Annotated in this window: 17 protein-coding genes; 4 read left to right on the top strand and 13 right to left on the bottom strand. The window is 35.6% G+C overall.

Features of this window, described 5'->3' with window-relative positions; translation table 11 throughout:
• Positions 1-312: 312 nt before the first annotated feature.
• Positions 313-843, top strand: coding sequence for an HdeD family acid-resistance protein (locus MUA87_RS07195; protein WP_233650834.1), 531 nt, complete (start codon positions 313-315; stop codon positions 841-843).
• Positions 844-927: 84 nt separating this feature from the next.
• Here the strand turns inward: MUA87_RS07195 and MUA87_RS07200 are convergent, their stop codons facing one another.
• From MUA87_RS07200 to MUA87_RS07245, 10 genes are all read right to left on the bottom strand, one after another.
• The gene (locus MUA87_RS07200; RefSeq protein ID WP_262550381.1) at positions 928-2,187 is read right to left on the bottom strand and encodes an aminoacyltransferase; all 1,260 of its coding nucleotides are present in this window, start codon (positions 2,185-2,187) and stop codon (positions 928-930) included.
• Positions 2,188-2,213: 26 nt separating this feature from the next.
• Positions 2,214-3,470 (bottom strand): aminoacyltransferase, encoded by a 1,257-nt coding sequence (locus tag MUA87_RS07205; protein WP_070863777.1) that lies wholly within the window; start codon positions 3,468-3,470, stop codon positions 2,214-2,216.
• A 309-nt stretch (positions 3,471-3,779) separates the two neighbouring features.
• Positions 3,780-4,532: a tryptophan synthase subunit alpha gene (trpA, locus tag MUA87_RS07210; protein ID WP_262550384.1), complete on the bottom strand. Its 753-nt coding sequence runs from the start codon at positions 4,530-4,532 to the stop codon at positions 3,780-3,782.
• A complete protein-coding gene (gene trpB / locus MUA87_RS07215) occupies positions 4,525-5,754 on the bottom strand; it encodes a tryptophan synthase subunit beta (RefSeq protein WP_023015235.1) in 1,230 nt (409 codons plus the stop codon). The genes trpA and trpB overlap by 8 nt, the downstream gene beginning before the upstream one ends.
• A complete protein-coding gene (locus MUA87_RS07220) occupies positions 5,720-6,379 on the bottom strand; it encodes a phosphoribosylanthranilate isomerase (RefSeq protein ID WP_070863779.1) in 660 nt (219 codons plus the stop codon). Before MUA87_RS07220 ends, trpB begins: the two co-directional genes overlap by 35 nt.
• 1 nt (position 6,380) lies before the next feature.
• A complete protein-coding gene (gene trpC / locus MUA87_RS07225; protein WP_002480885.1) occupies positions 6,381-7,160 on the bottom strand; it encodes an indole-3-glycerol phosphate synthase TrpC in 780 nt (259 codons plus the stop codon).
• Positions 7,144-8,160, bottom strand: a complete 1,017-nt coding sequence (gene trpD, locus MUA87_RS07230; RefSeq protein WP_060804263.1) for an anthranilate phosphoribosyltransferase — start codon at positions 8,158-8,160, stop codon at positions 7,144-7,146. Before trpD ends, trpC begins: the two co-directional genes overlap by 17 nt.
• Complete coding sequence (locus MUA87_RS07235) at positions 8,105-8,728, bottom strand: anthranilate synthase component II (RefSeq protein ID WP_262550388.1); 624 nt, start codon at positions 8,726-8,728, stop codon at positions 8,105-8,107. Before MUA87_RS07235 ends, trpD begins: the two co-directional genes overlap by 56 nt.
• Positions 8,725-10,134, bottom strand: a complete 1,410-nt coding sequence (locus MUA87_RS07240) for an anthranilate synthase component I (RefSeq protein WP_262550390.1) — start codon at positions 10,132-10,134, stop codon at positions 8,725-8,727. The genes MUA87_RS07235 and MUA87_RS07240 overlap by 4 nt, the downstream gene beginning before the upstream one ends.
• A 543-nt stretch (positions 10,135-10,677) precedes the next feature.
• Complete coding sequence (locus MUA87_RS07245; protein WP_119563871.1) at positions 10,678-11,718, bottom strand: M42 family metallopeptidase; 1,041 nt, start codon at positions 11,716-11,718, stop codon at positions 10,678-10,680.
• A 138-nt stretch (positions 11,719-11,856) separates the two neighbouring features.
• Here MUA87_RS07245 and MUA87_RS07250 point away from each other — a divergent pair, with 138 nt between their 5' ends.
• Positions 11,857-12,951, top strand: a complete 1,095-nt coding sequence (locus tag MUA87_RS07250) for a prephenate dehydrogenase (protein WP_002480879.1) — start codon at positions 11,857-11,859, stop codon at positions 12,949-12,951.
• 52 nt (positions 12,952-13,003) lie between these two features.
• On the opposite strand, the gene MUA87_RS07255 is transcribed toward MUA87_RS07250, so the two are convergent.
• Positions 13,004-14,266, bottom strand: coding sequence for a Y-family DNA polymerase (locus MUA87_RS07255; protein ID WP_002480878.1), 1,263 nt, complete (start codon positions 14,264-14,266; stop codon positions 13,004-13,006).
• Positions 14,267-14,425: 159 nt separating this feature from the next.
• On the opposite strand from MUA87_RS07255, the gene MUA87_RS07260 reads away from it, so the two are divergent.
• Positions 14,426-14,611 carry a 2-hydroxymuconate tautomerase gene (locus MUA87_RS07260; RefSeq protein WP_002480877.1) on the top strand — a complete coding sequence of 62 codons (186 nt, stop codon included), beginning with the start codon at positions 14,426-14,428 and terminating at the stop codon, positions 14,609-14,611.
• 337 nt (positions 14,612-14,948) lie between these two features.
• Here MUA87_RS07260 and MUA87_RS07265 read toward each other — a convergent pair whose 3' ends face one another.
• Positions 14,949-15,965 carry an LCP family protein gene (locus MUA87_RS07265; RefSeq protein WP_002480876.1) on the bottom strand — a complete coding sequence of 339 codons (1,017 nt, stop codon included), beginning with the start codon at positions 15,963-15,965 and terminating at the stop codon, positions 14,949-14,951.
• A 140-nt stretch (positions 15,966-16,105) separates the two neighbouring features.
• On the opposite strand from MUA87_RS07265, the gene msrA reads away from it, so the two are divergent.
• On the top strand, positions 16,106-16,624 hold the full coding sequence (gene msrA, locus MUA87_RS07270; protein WP_002480875.1) for a peptide-methionine (S)-S-oxide reductase MsrA: 519 nt from the start codon (positions 16,106-16,108) through the stop codon (positions 16,622-16,624).
• 65 nt (positions 16,625-16,689) lie between these two features.
• Here msrA and MUA87_RS07275 read toward each other — a convergent pair whose 3' ends face one another.
• A complete protein-coding gene (locus MUA87_RS07275; protein WP_105979706.1) occupies positions 16,690-17,604 on the bottom strand; it encodes a homoserine O-acetyltransferase/O-succinyltransferase family protein in 915 nt (304 codons plus the stop codon).

Below are 17,604 nucleotides of genomic sequence, written 5' to 3' on the forward strand. Positions count from 1 at the left end.
TGAACCTAATAGTTCTTGGTGTATTGACTTGCTTTATATAACGTTTTTTTATATTTTGAGGTTTATTTTAAGTCACTTAACCTCCCTAGTATCGCTTATTTATCCCTTCTCTCTATGTGCATCTATGTATATTTGCATGTCTTCTTACCATTTTAAGTAAGGAGTATTCTATTTAACTTCACTTTAAACACCATTTAATTATACAATTTACTTCTTTTGTTGATTATCATCTTATTTTAACTATTTATGAATTTTTTAACATGTAATTTTTCGTTAAAGGGTATATACTAATGTATATAATTCATGAAAGAGGTGTTAAAATTGTCTACTAATCACATTAGATGGTCAAGTTTAATCATCGGTTTATTATTCGCATTGATTGGAATTTTAAGCGTGAGCTTCCCTGTCGAAAACTTAACAGTCATCACTTGGTTATTCGGGATTTTCTTCATATTTAATGGTATTGCTGAATTATTCTTCAGACGTTTAACAAAAGCTTTTGTAGGTATTGCTAGCGGCTGGTTAATGATACTTGGTATTCTTAATATTATTTTCGGTATTTTATTTATTGTTTTTACTAATGTAGGTCAAGTCGCAATTATTTATATGCTTGCATTTTGGTTTATCTTTTCATCTGCATTAGGTGTCTTTACTGTGACACCAGTAGAGCGTACAAATAAGGTATATCACTTTTTTTCATTACTCGTTAATATCATTGGTATTATCGCAGGTATCATTTTATTGTTCAATCCATTAATAGGTGCATTTTTAATCGCTTTCTTTGTTGGTTTCACTTTCCTATTAATCGGTTTAAACTATGTCTTTGACGCATTTGCGCACTAATTAATTCAAAAAAACGTGCTTTCTTCAAAATTTGATGAGGAAAGCACGTTTTTTATTATGTTAGGTTGCTTCTTATAAAAGCATTTATTTTTTTACTTTTTGACGGATGTTATTCAACGTATTGAAAATCCAATATTTCACTTTTTGAATTGGTTTATAGAAATCTCCGATTAATTCTTCAATTTGTACATTGAAGCCGCGTTTGAAGCGGTACACACCGTAGTCTTCACTATCTTCAGTGAAATCACCTGATAAACCATAGAAATTATAACGATCATAACCATGTTCGAAGCAATAGTTAATCATGAACCAATGCATCATATAAGGTCCCATGTATTGATTATATTTCTCTGAAGAACCACCAGAGAAGTAGTTCACTTCATAAGCATTTGCGAAATAAACGCCTGCAGCTAAATCTAAAATTGAACCATCTGTTTGACGCAATTCGCTCGCTTTCAGCAATTCTTTTTGGTCATGTTCAATTTGTTTATCCAACTCTGAGATTTTCTTCAATTGTTTATCAGATTTATTTTCTTTCGCCATCATTTGATCACGACGGCCTTCTTTATCATTTAAAGACTCTTGTAGCGATGTGATGTACTCATCTAAATCAATATAAGCTAATGGGATTAATACTTTATCACCATAGTACTCAATGAAGTTTTTGAAGTACTCATCTGTTTTTGAAACGAAACCAGCACGTTCTTCAGTTTCACGGTATAACTTGAAGAATTTATCTAGTTCGTCTTCACCTAAGAAACGAACTTTTACCCCATAATTAATTGACTTATTGATATTACGTTTACGTTGGCTATCAAATTGTTTTTTAAGAGAGGCTGGTGTTTCGTCTTTAAGATCTAAGACACCCATCCAACGCACTTGGCTTGAAGTGTCGTATTTTGTTGTGAAGCCATGGTGATGATAACCGTGTGATTTAAATAAGTTCACAAGTGCATCATTTTGTTCACGACTTGGGAATGGGTTTACGTCTTTATCATAAATTTGGTAAATCCAATATGGATCTAATTTCACATATAAGCAATTATGCTGACGTAAGTATTTCTCTAACTCACGTAAATAAAACTCTACAAGACCTAAATCGCTATAGTCCATGACCGGACCACGGTTTGAATAATAAACATAACTTCCCATTGTAGGAATTTTAGAGAATAAACTTGCTGCAATCACACGGTTGTCGATGTCTTTAATCCCTAATAATACAACTTCAAAACCGTCTGCTTCTCTTGTGCCGATATTTTCTTTCGTTTGAAAATAATGGCTTTCTAGCGATGGATTCTGCACAAAATTGTCATATTCTTTAACTGTCAACTCTGTAAATTTCATTTCTTTATTTCCCTTCTACCTTATGTTTATCTATCTTTGATTTTCTTAAGCGTTGTATAAAGTTTATACATCGGCTTATTAATCGGTGCAATAAAGTCTCCAACATATTCAATTACATCTGCGTTAAATCCTTTTTTGAACTTCACAACGCCTGCATCCTCAGCGTCTTCAGTAAAGTGGCCGCTGATACCATAGAAGTTATAACGATCGATACCATGGTTGATCGCATAGTTGATCATTTCCCATTGCACTGCATAACTTCCCGCAAAGTGACGGTATTCATTCGCAGTACCACCTGCATAATAAACAACTTCAAATGGATTAATAATAAAGAATCCAGCTGAAATCGGTAGTTCATTACCATGTTTTTGTTGTAAGTCTCGCGCTTCAGCAACTTTTTGATGATGTGCTTCTAATTGTTGTTCAAGGTTTTCTTTTTTGCGTGCAGCTTTTTGGTTCTCAGGATTCTTATTCAAGTCTTTCTCAGCTTTATTGATTTCTTTTTCTAAATTCTTTTGTTCAGCGTTCAATTCATTAATATACTCTTCAAAATCAATGTAAGCCATCGGTACTAAGACACGATTTTTATAGTGTTTTAGTCTGTGATAATAGAAGTCGTCTTCACGATCATCAAAGTCTTTCGCTTCTGCAGTATCTTCCATAAATTTACGAAAAATATGCATTTCATCTTCACCTAAGAAGCGGACTTTAACACCATTACGTTTTACTTTTTTCGTATTACGTTTACGTAGACTATCCATACCTTTTAAAACATCTTGTGGTGTTTTATCTTTTAAATCTAATACAGAATGGAAACGAATTTGAATAATCGGATCAAAGCCAGTTGTAAAGCCTTGATGGATATAACCCAGTTGTTCCATTTTATCAAATATCCAATCATGACCGGCATTTCCTGTAATCTCACCATCATGGTTACGGTATTGATATGGTAAATATGGATCTACTCTTAAGTATAATGCATTGTATTGTTTAACATATGCCTTTAATTCTCTAAAGAAGTAATGGACTAATTCTTTATTATCATAATCAATGACCGGCCCACGGTTTGAATAGAAATATTTAAAGAATTTCATTACTGGCACAGCTGTAAGTAAACATGCTGCAATGACATTGTCATCTTTGTCTTTCACCCCGACAAGATGTGTTTCTGTACCTTCTGCAACTTTCAACTCATAGTTGCCTACCATTTGTGTAAAATGGCTATACGGCATTTTATCTGTAAAATCTCCAAATTCAGCTGTAGTTAAATTGGTAAACTTCATAATTTCAATAACTCCTAATTCGTATTCTCTATCTTTTAATTTCTTATTGGTATCAATTTTCAATCTTCATTATTATACAATACCCAAAAGGAAAACTAAAATTGAAACCTTTCATTTCTGTTGTTTTATTATGTATGTTAAGCAAGAATTCAACTTCTTACAACTATTCTGGTTCGCCTTTAAGTAAGTACCTTGTGTAATAACCTTGCTTATCTATCATAACACGCACACGTGTCAAACCGTTATCAAAACCACTATATATAAAGCGAAAATCAGAGTCTGAGACAGACCCTGATTTAAAAAAACATTTTATGATTGTGCAGTTGTTTTATTTTCATCTAATGCTTTACGAATACTTTGTAAGTAACCTCTTGTTGTTGCTTCTTCGTCATTTGCGAAACGTTTGACGATTTCACTGCCAATGACTGCACCATCAGCGAAACGTGTCACTTCTGCGACTTGTTCTGGTGTTCTGATACCGAATCCTGCTACAACAGGTACATTTGCTTTTTCTTGAATGAATGCAATTTTTTGTTGTAATTCTGGGTGGAACGTTCCATTATCTCCAGTTGTCGCATTCATTGTTACAGTATAGATGAATCCTTCAGCATGTGCTGCGATGTGTTCAATACGTTCGTTTGAAGCGGTCATAGCAATTAATGAGATGATATTAACTTTGCGATCAGGGAAACGTGCTTTGAGTTGTTCTGCAAGTTCAAATGGTAAATCCGGAATAATTAAACCGTATACACCTGCTGCCTCACAGTCTTCTAAAAATGCTGCTTCTCCATAATGTAAAATTACATTATAGTAAGTCATTAAGACATATTTAGACCCTTGTAATTCATCTTTATGTGCTTTAAGCTCATCTAAAATCACGCGTGCACTCATACCTTCTTTAATTGCCTTACTGCCTGCATCCATAATTGTTGGACCATCTGCGACAGGATCTGAAAATGGTAGGCCGATTTCAACAATATCTGCCCCTTCTTCTTGTAAGACTTTTAAATTATCAATAAATTTTTTGTTACCCATAATATAAGGAATAAATAGTTTACTCATGACCTTCACCTCGTTCTTGTGTATATTTACGAATTGTATCCATGTCTTTATCTCCTCGACCTGAAACAGTAACAACAATAATTTCATCTTTGCCCATTGTCGGTGCTAATTTTTCTACATAACTTAAGGCATGTGCACTTTCAATTGCTGGAATAATGCCTTCTGCTTTCGTAAATCTGATTAAAGCTTCCATCGCTTCTTCATCTGATGCACTTGGGTATTCCGCACGACCAATATCATGGTAGTAACTATGCTCAGGTCCAATACCTGGATAATCTAGACCCGCTGAAATAGAGTGTGCTAAACCGATTTGACCGTTGTCATCTTGTAATAGATACATTTTCGTACCATGTAAGACACCAACAGAGCCTTTACCGATTGCTAAAGCATGTTTTTCTGTGTCTTCACCTTCACCTGCAGCTTCTACACCATACAATTTTACGTCTTTATCTTGTACAAAAGGATAGAACGTACCAATTGAGTTAGAACCGCCGCCTACACATGCAACTACTGCGTCAGGTAAACGACCTTCTTTTTCTAAAATTTGTGATTTAATTTCATTGCCGATGACACTTTGGAAATCACGAACCATTGTTGGGAACGGATCTGGTCCTAATGCTGAACCTAATAAATAGTGTGTATCGTCAACGTGGCTGACCCAATATTGTAACGCCTTGTTCACCGCATCCGATAATGTACCTTGACCATCTGTCACAGACACTACTTTGGCACCTAATAATTCCATTCTGAATACGTTCAATGCTTGACGTTGGATATCTTCTTCACCCATGAAAACCACAAGTTCCATATCAAAGAGTGCTGCTACGGTTGCACTGGCTACACCATGTTGGCCTGCACCTGTTTCAGCAACCAATTTACGTTTGCCCATACGTTTAGCTAGTAAGGCTTGACCTAAAGCATTATTAATTTTATGTGCGCCTGTATGGTTTAAGTCTTCGCGTTTTAAATAAATTTTTGCGCCACCTAACTCTTCTGTATAGGATTTCGCATAAGTTAAAGGTGTTTCACGTCCTACATAATCTTTTAAATAGTAATCTAATTCTTGTTGGAATTCGGGATCATTTTTAGCTTCATCATAAGCCTGTCTTAATTCTTGAATCGCTGGCATTAATGTTTCTGGGACATAGCGTCCGCCATAATTACCAAAGAATCCAAGTTCATCTACTTCAGTTTGAATGGGTTGTGTTGTTTCGTTCGTCATTTTTATCTCTCTCCTTAATATAATTTGAAATTTGTTTCATTGCTTGTGGATCTTTTCGACCTTCTACTTCAATGCCACTTGCGATGTCGAATCCTGTTGTTTGAATATCGAGTTGTTCGAATTGTTGAATCTTCTCTAAATCCATACCGCCTGCCACTAAATACGGAACATCTGAGAGTTGTTTCAGTAATTGCCAATCAAATGATTGACCAGTGCCGCCATAATGGATGGAAGGTGTATCGATAATAAATAAATCTACTTCGTTTCGATAAGTTTCAATGGCTTCAACTAGTTCAGAACTTGCTGGAAGTGCTTTGTATATTTGAATGCCAGGATATTGTGAGTTGCACCATCGTAATAGTGCAACATCTTCATGTCCGTGAAATTGAATCGTATCAATATTTGTTTCTTCTATAAGTTTTGCAACAATTTCCTTTGTTGGATTAACGACCACTACTACTTTATGAATCTTTTCTGGTACAAGTTTTGTTAATTGTGCAATGTCTTCTATACTTTGATGACGTTTACTTTTGGGATAATGGATAAAGCCTATCGCATCTATATCATTCTCTATGGCTCGTGTAACATCGTCTTCTGATTGAAACCCGCAATATTTTAAGAACATCTTACTGCTCCTTTTTTAGCTGTAAGCTTGGTAAGAATTGGGATAAATCATCACACTTCATAAGTGATTCACCAACTAAGATGCCATCTATACCTGAACCCACAATTTTTTCGACGTCTTCTTGTGTATGAATGCCGCTTTCTGAAATATAGTAATAACCATCTTTTTTATTCTCTAGTATTTCATTAGTATGTTCGACATTCGTCACAAAACGTGTTAAATCACGGTTGTTTACACCAATAATATCTGGCGCAAGTTGATAAGCTCTCGCTAATTCTTGCTTACTGTGTACTTCTACTAACACATCTAAATCTAAAGATTTCGCATATTGATAAAGTTCATGCATTTGTTGATCATCTAAAATATTGACGATGAGTAAAATGATGGATGCACCTGCACGATATGCCACATCAATTTGAATCGGTTCTATCATAAAGTCTTTACATAATACAGGTAATGTCGTTTCTTTTGTAAGTTTATTTAAGCGTTCATAACTGCCGCCGAAATAATATTCATCAGTCAGGATAGAAATTGCTTGTGCACCGTAGGCTTCATAATCTTTAACTTGTTGTGTCAAATCTCGATCAGGTAATTTCTTAACTGAAGGACTTTTAGATTTAATTTCTGCGATGACTGATAAATGACTCCGTTCTTTTAAACGTTCACTTAATTTCTTTTTATATTTAACATTGGTTACTGGAAGTGTACGTAATAAACGATCATAGTACCCTTCTTCTAATAACGATTTCTTATATTCAACAATGTCATCCAATATAGTCATACACTTGCCCTCCTGTTTTTTTATATTGAGCAAAAGCTTTACCTTCATCGATTAATTGTTGTGCTAATGTCACACCTTCTTGAATCGAATCTGCTTTTTCCGCAACATATAATGCGATACCAGCATTTAATACCACGACATCACGTTTACTTGAATGATCTTTGCCAGTTAAAATATTTAAGGTAATTTCTAAGTTTTCTGCAGGTGTGCCGCCTTTTAATGTTTCATTACTTGCTGGTGTTAAGCCCACATCTTCAGCATTTAAATGATAAGACGTAATACCTGTTTCTTGGTTCACTTCATAAATAATGTTTTCTCCAGATAATGTCGCTTCGTCCATTCCGTTTGCGCCGTGTAACACGATGGCACGTTTTCGACCTAAATCATAGAGTGTTTCAGCCATTGGTTTCACAAACTCTGGATTGTAAACCCCTACGACTTGATACTCTAATTTGTATGGATGAATCATAGGTCCTAAGATGTTAAAGATGGTTGGACCTTCTAACATTTTGCGAATCGGTTGGATATATTTCATGACCGGATACGTGTCTGTCGCATTTAAAAAGGCTAAACCTGTTTCTTGCATTCTTGTTTCAACATCAGCAACTTGCGAACTAGCGATTCCCATTTTATTGAGTAAGTCACTGCTGCCTGAAGCGGATGTGATACTGCGGTTGCCGTGTTTTAGTACGTTGACACCTGCTGCAGCGACGATGAAAGAAGCGGTTGTTGAAATATTGAAGCTGTTTGATTTATCGCCACCTGTACCACATACACACATAGCACCAGGGTAAACCGGTTGTACAGGATACATCGTTTGAATCATTGCTGCTACTAAATAAGTGACTTCTGTTTGATTTAATGGGCGAGCAGTATAATCACGTAACAATTCTGCTTTTGTTTCATTATCAATATCCGGGTTTATTAACGTTTGGATAAATGTATTAATGTCTTGTTGCGTTAAGTTCGGTTGTGTTTGGATTTTTTGAATAAGTGTCATGGCTGCTAGCCCCTTTCTCAACGAGTTTAATAAAGTTATGAATAATCTCAGTTCCATGTTCAGTCGCAAAAGATTCTGGATGATACTGGATACCATAATGTGGTTTATCTTGATGTTCGAAAGATTGAATACAATCCGTTGTTTCTCCTGTAATAACTAATGATTCTGGGAATGTTTCTGAATCGCTGATGAGCGAATGGTAACGCATGATTTTAAATGCTTCAGGCAACCCTTCGTATAAGACTGTCGGTTTTAATTGGTGCATCGTATCAATCTTGCCATGTAAGACACTGGCACCTTGGATAACATGTCCTTTGTAGTAACATGTCAAGGCCTGTGCACCTAAGCAGATACCTAAAATCGGCAAGTCTTCAAAATGTTTAATAATACGATTTAAGTCGTCTGTATCTTCAGGATGACCAGGTCCCGGTGAAATAATCACCGCATCTGGTTGTAAGTCAAAGACTGTCGGATCATCAGGGTATTTCACCACGACATCTGTGTAACCTGCTACGATATTCACTAAGTTATAAGTAAATGAGTCATAATTATCTACGATTAATATCATGGTGTAACCTCCAATAAGCTTTTCGCTTTAAGTTTCGTTTCTTCTAATTCTTTTTCAGGTATTGAATCATATACAACACCACATCCTGCCTCTACATCTACATACGTCTCATCAATTAACATCGTACGAATCGCTAAAGCGAAATCTAAATCGTGATTGCAGTTGATATAACCGACACCACCGCTGTAAACGCCACGTTTATACGGATGTGCTTCATAGATACGTTCAATTGCTCTGAGTTTTGGTGCACCTGATACCGTGCCTGTTGGTAATAAGCTTGCGATAATGTCCATAGGTGACATTTTTTCATTTAGCTGCCCAGTTACGACACTAACGATATGCATCACGTGTTCATATTTTTCAATTTCCATTAAACGTTCAATTTTAGATGTGCCTGTCTTGCTGACACGATGAATATCATTTCTTCCTAAATCTACTAACATACGATGTTCACTTAACTCTTTTTCATCACTTAACAATTGCTGTGCATTAGCTTCGTCTTCTTCAGATGTTTGTCCTCTTTTGATTGTTCCGGCAATTGGATTAGTAACAACTTCATTACCTTTAACTTTGACGAAACTTTCAGGTGAACTTCCGACGATAATCGGTTCATCGATATTTAAGTAATACATATATGGACTTGGATTTTGACGTTTCAACTTACGATACAGTTGATAAGATAAGTCATGTAATTTATCGCCGAACTCATGTTTATAACGATAAATTCTTGAAGGGACAACTTGGAACATATCTCCCTCAGTAATTAACTGTTTAAATTTCGAAATATTTTGAATAAATTGATTATCCGGAATATTCGGAATAATATCTTTTTGACTTGGCACAAAAGAAGTATCCGGCTGATACAATTTAACATTTTGTAAAGCATCTATTTGTTGGCTTACTCTTTTTTCAATCGCTTCAGACGGTTCATTTGAGAATAAGTTTGTAGATATCACATACAAGTATTCTTTATAATGATCAAATACATATACATTTTCAATCATGTATAAATGAACGTCAGTTTGATTTGGTTTATCAGCAACTTGTCTTTTCTTTAGTACTGGAAATTCATGTCTGACTAAATCAAAACTACATGAGCCGATAAATCCTGAAATAAATGGTAGATCTTTTAATAAGTCCTCTTCAATCTCTGCGTAATAGCTTTGAACATAATCTTTAAGTCTTTGATAAGGTTGTTTCGTTTCTGTGATTGTTTGTTCTGGTGTTTTTATTGTAAGTTCATCTTCAGTCAATATCACCTCACCGTATATATCAAAGGCAACGACTGAATAACGACCTTTAGTTTTATTTTGACTTGCACTTTCTAAAATAATTTTTCGCTCTGCTAATTGTGCTAATGCTTCAGGGGTAATATCAGCATTTAATCTCTTGTATACTACATCCATTATGTTAATTCTCCTCCCATAATAAAAAGCGTCCTTGTTTGTTGTAACAAGGACGCTTTTGGCGCGGTACCACCTTTATTAGCCATCAGTTTGATGACCCACTCATACTTGATTGAATTGTCAGCTTCCAACAAAACCCAATTCATTAGGCAGCGAGGTTAGTTTGCATCAACCACTAACTTTCTGAATTTACTCTAACTGCTTAACTACTTCATTTTATCTCTTCACTGTATTTCTCTTTTTCTTTTTAACTCAATATAAAAACACCACAATAACGCTCTTCCGATAAGGACGCGTTACCGTGGTGCCACCTTAGTTCAACATTTTCATGTTCTTATTCATTATTTAAATTGTTGATCTTGCACATTAAAAGCCCAATTCACATTATATGTTGTACTGATTTACATCAACCATCAGTTTTCTGTGTGCTACAAATCATATAAGCTACGTTTACTTCTAACGTCGTTTGCAATGTACTTTGAATAATACACGCTCTTTTTTAAGATGTCAACACATAAATTCAAAAATTCTAATTATTTCGAATTAATCTTCAACCATTTCTGAATAAAGATAGACTTCAAGTAAACGCTGTGTCGCTTTGATTGAATCAAGATGCGTACGCTCTAACGCATGTGAAGATTCGATACCCGCACCAAATAAACCGTGTTTTATATCTGCTCCTGCGCGTAACGCAGCTGAAGCATCTGAGCCATAGTAAGGATAAATATCAACTTTGTATGGAATATTATTTTCTTTCGCCAATTGTGCAAGATGTTGGCGTAATTTTTTATGATATGGTCCTGATGCATCTTTAGCACAAATCGACACTGTATATTCGTCTGACGTTTGACCATCACCTAACGCACCCATATCAAATGCGATGTATTCATTCACTTTACCTGGAATTGACGCATTCGCACCATAACCAATTTCTTCATTATTTGAAATAAAGAAGTGTGTCGTATAAGGCAATGTTTTATCATTGTTGCTATAGTCTTCTAAGAAATCCATAATCATCGCAACACTTGCCTTGTCATCTAAATGACGAGATTTAATAAAGTCATTCTCTGTAATGATTGTTCTAGGATCTAAACTTACAAAGTCCCCTACTTCAATACCTAATTGGCGTGTATCTTCTTCATTATGTGTTACCGCATCAATTCTGATTTCCATATGTTCTTTATCTCGTGGAATATTATGGTTGTCTTTATAAACATGAACTGAAGTTTCATGTAAACAAATAGTGCCTGTATAGTTTTTACCTGAATCTGTATGAATCGTACAGTATTCACCTTCAATTGCGTTGAACGCATAACCGCCAATCAACTCAATACCTAAGCGACCATCTTCTTTAATTTCTTTGACCATTGCGCCTAAAGTATCTACATGTGCAGTAATACAACGATGATCTACATCATTTTCACCTTTAACTGTAATCATCAATGCACCTTTATTTGTCACATAAGTCGGATACCCTAAATCCTCCGCAAAAGATTGCACATACTCTATAGCTTGATAAGCATCACCTGATGGGCTTGGAATTTCGGTTAATGTTTTAATAGTTTCAAAAATATTTTTTGACATAAAAGACCCCTCCTTACTCTTATTGTACCGATTAATTTTCCAAATAGAAATCGAAATAGATAAGTGAAAGACCTTGCACCATTTGAAAATATACACTATAATATCGCTATTCTGAAAATTTAGACAGAGGTGAGTCTTTTGACTAAAAATATTTTATTTGTTGGTTTAGGTTTAATCGGAGGCAGTTTAGCTACCAATTTCAAGTACTTTCATGATGATGTCAATATCATCGCCTATGATTCTAATCCAAGTCAACTTGATAAAGCCCTATCTATTGGGATTATTGATGAAAAAGTATTAGATTATGAAGCAGCAGTAGCAAAAGCAGACATTATCATTTATGCAACACCTGTCCAACAAACCGTTCAATATCTAAAGACTCTTACAAATTTGTCTACAAAACCTGGGTTGATCATTACAGATACTGGAAGCACTAAAGGGACAATTCAAGCCTTTGAAAAACAATTACTAGCAGAGAACATTCACTTGATCGGAGGACATCCAATGGCCGGCAGCCACAAATCAGGCATCTTAAACGCTAAAAAGAATTTATTCGAAAATGCTTACTACATGCTGGTGCATTCAGAAAAAGACAACGATGCAGCTTCAGAAGAAATTAAACAGTTACTCCAAGCCACACGCGCAAAAGTCATTGCTACATCACCTGAAGAACATGATTTTGTGACGAGTATTGTCAGTCATATTCCTCATATCGCTGCAGCATCTTTAGTCAATTTAAGTTTAAATCATGATCAAGATTCCCCGTTAATTAAACAGTTAGCAGCTGGTGGTTTCCGAGATATCACACGTATTGCCAGCAGCAGTCCTGAAATGTGGAGCGATATTATGCATGAGAATAAAGCATATATCTTATCTGGTATCGAAGAATGGCAAACACAACTCGCCCTACTCGCTTCACAAATCAAAAATGACGATAACGAAGGTATTTATCAATTTTTCGAACAAGCACGTGAGTACCGTAATCAGTTACCTGCGAAAAAACCAGGTGCTGTGTCTAGTTCTTACGAATTATACGTCGACATCCCTGACGAACCTGGTATGATCAGCAAAGTAACATCTATACTAAGTTTACATAATATTTCTATAAGTAACATTAATATTGTGGAAGTCAGAGAAGATATCTATGGTGCATTACGCATCAGTTTTAAAACGCCTGAAGATCGTGAACTTGGCATTAAAGCCTTAAATGAATTCGATACTTACAGTCTATAAATCATTAAAAGCTCCCTTCAAAGCATACATCAAGCTTTATAGGGAGCTTTCTTTACATTTTATGGCCTGCCATAAGACCTAAGCGTCCGTATTTCGTACCAGCATCTGTATAAGAGATGGCTTTTGAAACAATACCTTTACCATATTTTTCTTGTAGTTGATCAATTGCTTTCGCTAAAGCTTCACTTCGTTTTCTTTCATACTCATCTACAAATAGATTTAATTGTTGAATACCTTCAGGCACAAATTGTGTTAATGAAACACTGAGCGTGCGATAAAGCAGCTCTTTTTCGCATAATTGATTTGCCCACTTTTCTACGCCTTTCCAAATCTCTTTTTCCAAATTTGTCGGTTCGTCTAATGTGAACTGTTTATGCACGCCTCCACCATCTTTATAACCAAAAGAAAAATGAATAGTACGTGCACGCATTTTACGTAATCTAACGCGCATTGCTACATCTTCAATTAACTCTTGCATGACGACTTTCGCATCTTCATACGTATAGTCGTGCATTAATATCTGACTCTTACAAATCGATGGATTGGTAATTTTATGTTTCTCCCGTATTTTACTTTGATCAATCCCATGTGCATGCAGATGTAAATCAATCCCTTTAATTCCGAAATCTCGTTTTAAGTATTGATAAGGATAATGTGCTAAATCACCAATCGTAAATATCCCACGCTTATTCAATTTCTTTTCGGTACGTGTATTGATCCCCCAAAACTTATGCAACGGTTGGATATTCCATAACTTCTCTGGCACATTTTGATAGCGCCATTCCGCAATGCGATTATCATTATGTTTTGCTTCAATATCCATCGCAAGTTTACTCAGCAACATATTTGAACCGATACCGATTGTACAGTATATCTGTGTCTGTTCATAAATTTCTTTCATCAATTTGATACAAAATGAATGGACGGTACTACTGAAGCGATGATAACTGTCTGTCACATCCATAAAAAATTCATCAATACTATACTGATGCAAATCTTCAGGTGGTACATACTGCAAAGCAATTTTAGAAATCATAATCGAAACGTCCAGATACTTACGCATACTGGGATTAATAATATAAATATCATTGCGGTGCGGAATTTCAAACAATCTTGAACCTGTGGTTATACCGATGGCTTTTAATGGCGGTGTTGCTGCTAATACAACAGAACCTTGTCGTTTTGTATCAGCGACCACCGCAAGCTTTGTCTTTAAAGGATCTAAACCTTTTGAGATACACGATACACTCGCAAAGAAGCTTTTTTGGTCAATACATAAAATATCTCTATCCTCTAATAAATGGTAATCATACATTGTAACACCCCCGCTTCTGATACTTTTAGTATATACGAACACTTGTTCTTATTCAATACTAAAGAGAACAAATGTTCTATTTTAAAAATTATTATATTCCTAATCTCTTCGATACATTAGTGGTATAATAAACTTACATCAAACAAGGGAGGCGTTCTCATGCCATTAGTAAACATTAAATTAATCGAAGGTCGTACAGACGAACAATTAAAAGCATTAGTGAAAGAAGTAACAGATGCTGTAGAAAAAACTACAAATGCTGATCGCAACGCTATCAGTGTAGTATTAGAAGAAATGAAACCAACACATTACGGTGTCGGCGGCGTTAGAAAATCAGACCAATAATAAAAAAAGGTGAGAAGCAGTTAATCATTAACACTAACCGCTTCTCACCTTTCTTATTTTACCTCTCTATCTCCTCTTTCACCTTTACTTCTCATCTATTTCTATCCTCTTTACTACTTACCTCTCCTTTACTTAACTTCCTTCGTTTCACATCAAAACAATTCTCTTCTCACTACACCCTTATACCTATAGCTCACCTTCACATCTCTATCCACTCTACACACACATACAGACCACCCACACCGCTTTAAACGTAAAAAAACAGCCGACACCTATATGCCGACTGCTTTCTACTCAATCCATATATTCCATCAATATGAACCAAAGTACTGCACTGTTAATTTTGTCCTTCTTTTTTCTTGTTGCTGTTATCATTGCTGTTGTCATTTAAAAATTCTTCAATTGCCTTTTTATTCGCAGGCTTATCTACTTCTAACGCACTGCCGCTTTCAGGTGTTTGAATATCTTGATAAGTCCCTTTCATCGGAACCGTTAATGTCTTCACGTCTTTATCACCGCGGATACCGAAGTTCATACCCGTTTGAATTAACGCAGAGTCTGGAATATCTGTATTCAGATAACCACGTAAAATACCTGCGACTTTAGGTAATTTGAAAATCGCACCTGGTTTTGTCATTTCTTGTTTTAACGCTTGAATCACTTGTTGTTGTCGTCTGACACGACCAAAGTCACCTTCAGGGTCATGACGAAAACGTGCATAACCTAATAACTCTTTACCATTTAAATTATGATGCCCTTTTTTCAGTGAGACACCAATTAATTCTGACATATCTTTCTCTACATCAATCGGAACACCATCAGGAGCTAACTCATCGACCATTTTCTCGAAACCTTCGAAATCCACGACCGCATAGTATTCAGGGTTAATACCATAGTTTTCAACCAAAGCTTTTCTTAAAAGCTCAGCACCGCCTAATGAATAGGCTGCATTAATTTTATAGTCTCTATATCCTGGAATTTTTGCGTATGTATCACGCATCACAGAGACCACTTTCATTTTTTTATGAATATAGTCATATTGTGCTACCATGATAGAGTCTGTTCTAGATTTACCGCCATCTGATTTGTCTGCCCCTAAGAGTAAAATAGAAATCTTACCGTCGTTTTTAACAGGACCGTTAAACTTTTCTACTTTCATATTCGAATTATGTTTTTTCGCATAATTAATACCGCTTCTATACCCAGACACCGCATATACAACCATAATAATAAATACAATTAAGATACCTAAAATCACAAACGGAAGTTTGCGCATGCGTTTCTTGGTGCGTTTCGGAAGCGGTTGTTCGCCACTGCTTCGTTTATAATTGTCATTATTCGTTTCATTTGTCATTTTAACCAACCTTATACTTCAAAATTAACAGCCTATGTAATATAATTAATACATACTAAAGTTATATAATTTTCTTTTAAAAATCAAGTATTTTCTAAGCAAATGGTACTAAGGTCCCATAAAAAGAAAGGATAGATTGAATGAATATCAATACAGCTTATTTTGCCGGGGGATGCTTTTGGTGCATGACTAAACCTTTCGATACCTTTGATGGTGTTGAAAAAGTTACATCCGGCTACATGGGAGGCACTGTTGATCATCCCACGTATGAACAAGTTAAAACAGGTCAAACCGGTCATTTAGAAACCGTTAAAATAGAGTACGACGTTGCCTTAATTTCATACAATAAATTACTTGAGATTTTCTTTTCAGTCATCGATCCTACCGACGCTGAAGGTCAATATCAAGATCGAGGCTCACAGTACCGTACAGCTATATTCTATACTAATGAAGACCAACAAGAAACCGCTGAACAATATATCGAGTCATTAAAATCAACTATCAACAAAGATAAAGCTGTTGCGACGAAGGTTTTACCTGTTGCGACATTCTATGAAGCAGAAACATATCATCAAGACTTCTATAAAAAGAATCCAGAACGTTATCAAGAAGAACAAGCACAACGTGAAGCCATCAAACAACAACGAAAAGACTCATAAGCTGATTATCATATAAAAATGCGCAAGCTCATCATAATGATTGATGACAGACTTGCGCATTTTTTCTATGCTTTATTTTGTTTTAGAATTGAATCTGCTGTTTGGTCTGCATTTGACCAACGCGATGCATACATCATATCCGTCCAGTTTTGGAATAATTGTTGCGCATAAGAAATCCAATGGGCTGGCAACAAGTCTAGAGAATCTCCTCTGAAGTAGTTTTTAGGTTTAACTGCGGTTTCTTTAGACTTATCACTATCGCGTTTAAATTCATTTAACAACGTATCATTCTCATATTCAAAATGACCGCCGATAAATAAATCTGTTTGATTGCGATTAGAGATAAAGTCTATACCCGTATACGGACTATACGTAATCACATTTAAGTCTTCTTCTTCCATGACTTCTCCTGGATCCATATAAGAACCTCTAGATTGCGGAATAATGTATTCTGGTATTTCAGATAACGCAGGATGTGCTTGTAAAATATGATAGCGATAAATTCCAGTGAGTTTCTTTTTAAACATTCGCTTATGAATACCGTAGCGATAATTCAAAGCAAATTGCGCACCCCAGCAAATAAACAAACGTTGTTTCACATGTGTATTCGACCAATCAAAAATCTTTCTTAATTCTTCGATGTAATAGACTTCAGAGAAATCAAGATGTTCTACAGGAGCCCCTGTCATAATCATGCCATCGTAATGGCGATGTTTGACAGCTTCAAACGTTTTATAATACTGTTCTGCATGATTATAAGAAGCAGACTGCGATTTGTGAGTAACCGGATAGATGAAGTCAACATTAATTGCGTGGCTCGTCAAACCAAGCAGTCTCAGCAACTGTCTTTCAGCATCTTGTTTCACCGGCATCAAATTAACAATCAATAAATTCAAACCTTCAGGTATACGCTTCTCTTTAAATTCGATTTGCTCTGTTTTTAGTACAGGCAGAATCGGAACGCTATCAATAAACAACAT

The organism is Staphylococcus simulans (assembly GCF_025561465.1).
GTDB classification, from domain to species: Bacteria; Bacillota; Bacilli; order Staphylococcales; family Staphylococcaceae; genus Staphylococcus; species Staphylococcus simulans.

What these genes read in the sequence shown, in the direction of transcription:
- msrA (WP_002480875.1), top strand. Translation starts at nt 16,106, where the DNA reads ATGAATATCAATACAGCTTATTTTGCCGGGGGATGCTTTTGGTGCATG.
- trpC (WP_002480885.1), bottom strand. Translation starts at nt 7,160, where the DNA reads ATGACTATATTGGATGACATTGTTGAATATAAGAAATCGTTATTAGAA.
- MUA87_RS07240 (WP_262550390.1), bottom strand. Translation starts at nt 10,134, where the DNA reads ATGGATGTAGTATACAAGAGATTAAATGCTGATATTACCCCTGAAGCA.
- trpA (WP_262550384.1), bottom strand. Translation starts at nt 4,532, where the DNA reads ATGAGTAAACTATTTATTCCTTATATTATGGGTAACAAAAAATTTATT.
- MUA87_RS07260 (WP_002480877.1), top strand. Translation starts at nt 14,426, where the DNA reads ATGCCATTAGTAAACATTAAATTAATCGAAGGTCGTACAGACGAACAA.
- MUA87_RS07235 (WP_262550388.1), bottom strand. Translation starts at nt 8,728, where the DNA reads ATGATATTAATCGTAGATAATTATGACTCATTTACTTATAACTTAGTG.
- MUA87_RS07205 (WP_070863777.1), bottom strand. Translation starts at nt 3,470, where the DNA reads ATGAAGTTTACCAATTTAACTACAGCTGAATTTGGAGATTTTACAGAT.
- MUA87_RS07245 (WP_119563871.1), bottom strand. Translation starts at nt 11,718, where the DNA reads ATGTCAAAAAATATTTTTGAAACTATTAAAACATTAACCGAAATTCCA.
- trpD (WP_060804263.1), bottom strand. Translation starts at nt 8,160, where the DNA reads ATGACACTTATTCAAAAAATCCAAACACAACCGAACTTAACGCAACAA.
- MUA87_RS07255 (WP_002480878.1), bottom strand. Translation starts at nt 14,266, where the DNA reads ATGTATGATTACCATTTATTAGAGGATAGAGATATTTTATGTATTGAC.
- MUA87_RS07200 (WP_262550381.1), bottom strand. Translation starts at nt 2,187, where the DNA reads ATGAAATTTACAGAGTTGACAGTTAAAGAATATGACAATTTTGTGCAG.
- MUA87_RS07220 (WP_070863779.1), bottom strand. Translation starts at nt 6,379, where the DNA reads ATGTTCTTAAAATATTGCGGGTTTCAATCAGAAGACGATGTTACACGA.
- MUA87_RS07265 (WP_002480876.1), bottom strand. Translation starts at nt 15,965, where the DNA reads ATGACAAATGAAACGAATAATGACAATTATAAACGAAGCAGTGGCGAA.
- trpB (WP_023015235.1), bottom strand. Translation starts at nt 5,754, where the DNA reads ATGACGAACGAAACAACACAACCCATTCAAACTGAAGTAGATGAACTT.
- MUA87_RS07275 (WP_105979706.1), bottom strand. Translation starts at nt 17,604, where the DNA reads ATGTTGTTTATTGATAGCGTTCCGATTCTGCCTGTACTAAAAACAGAG.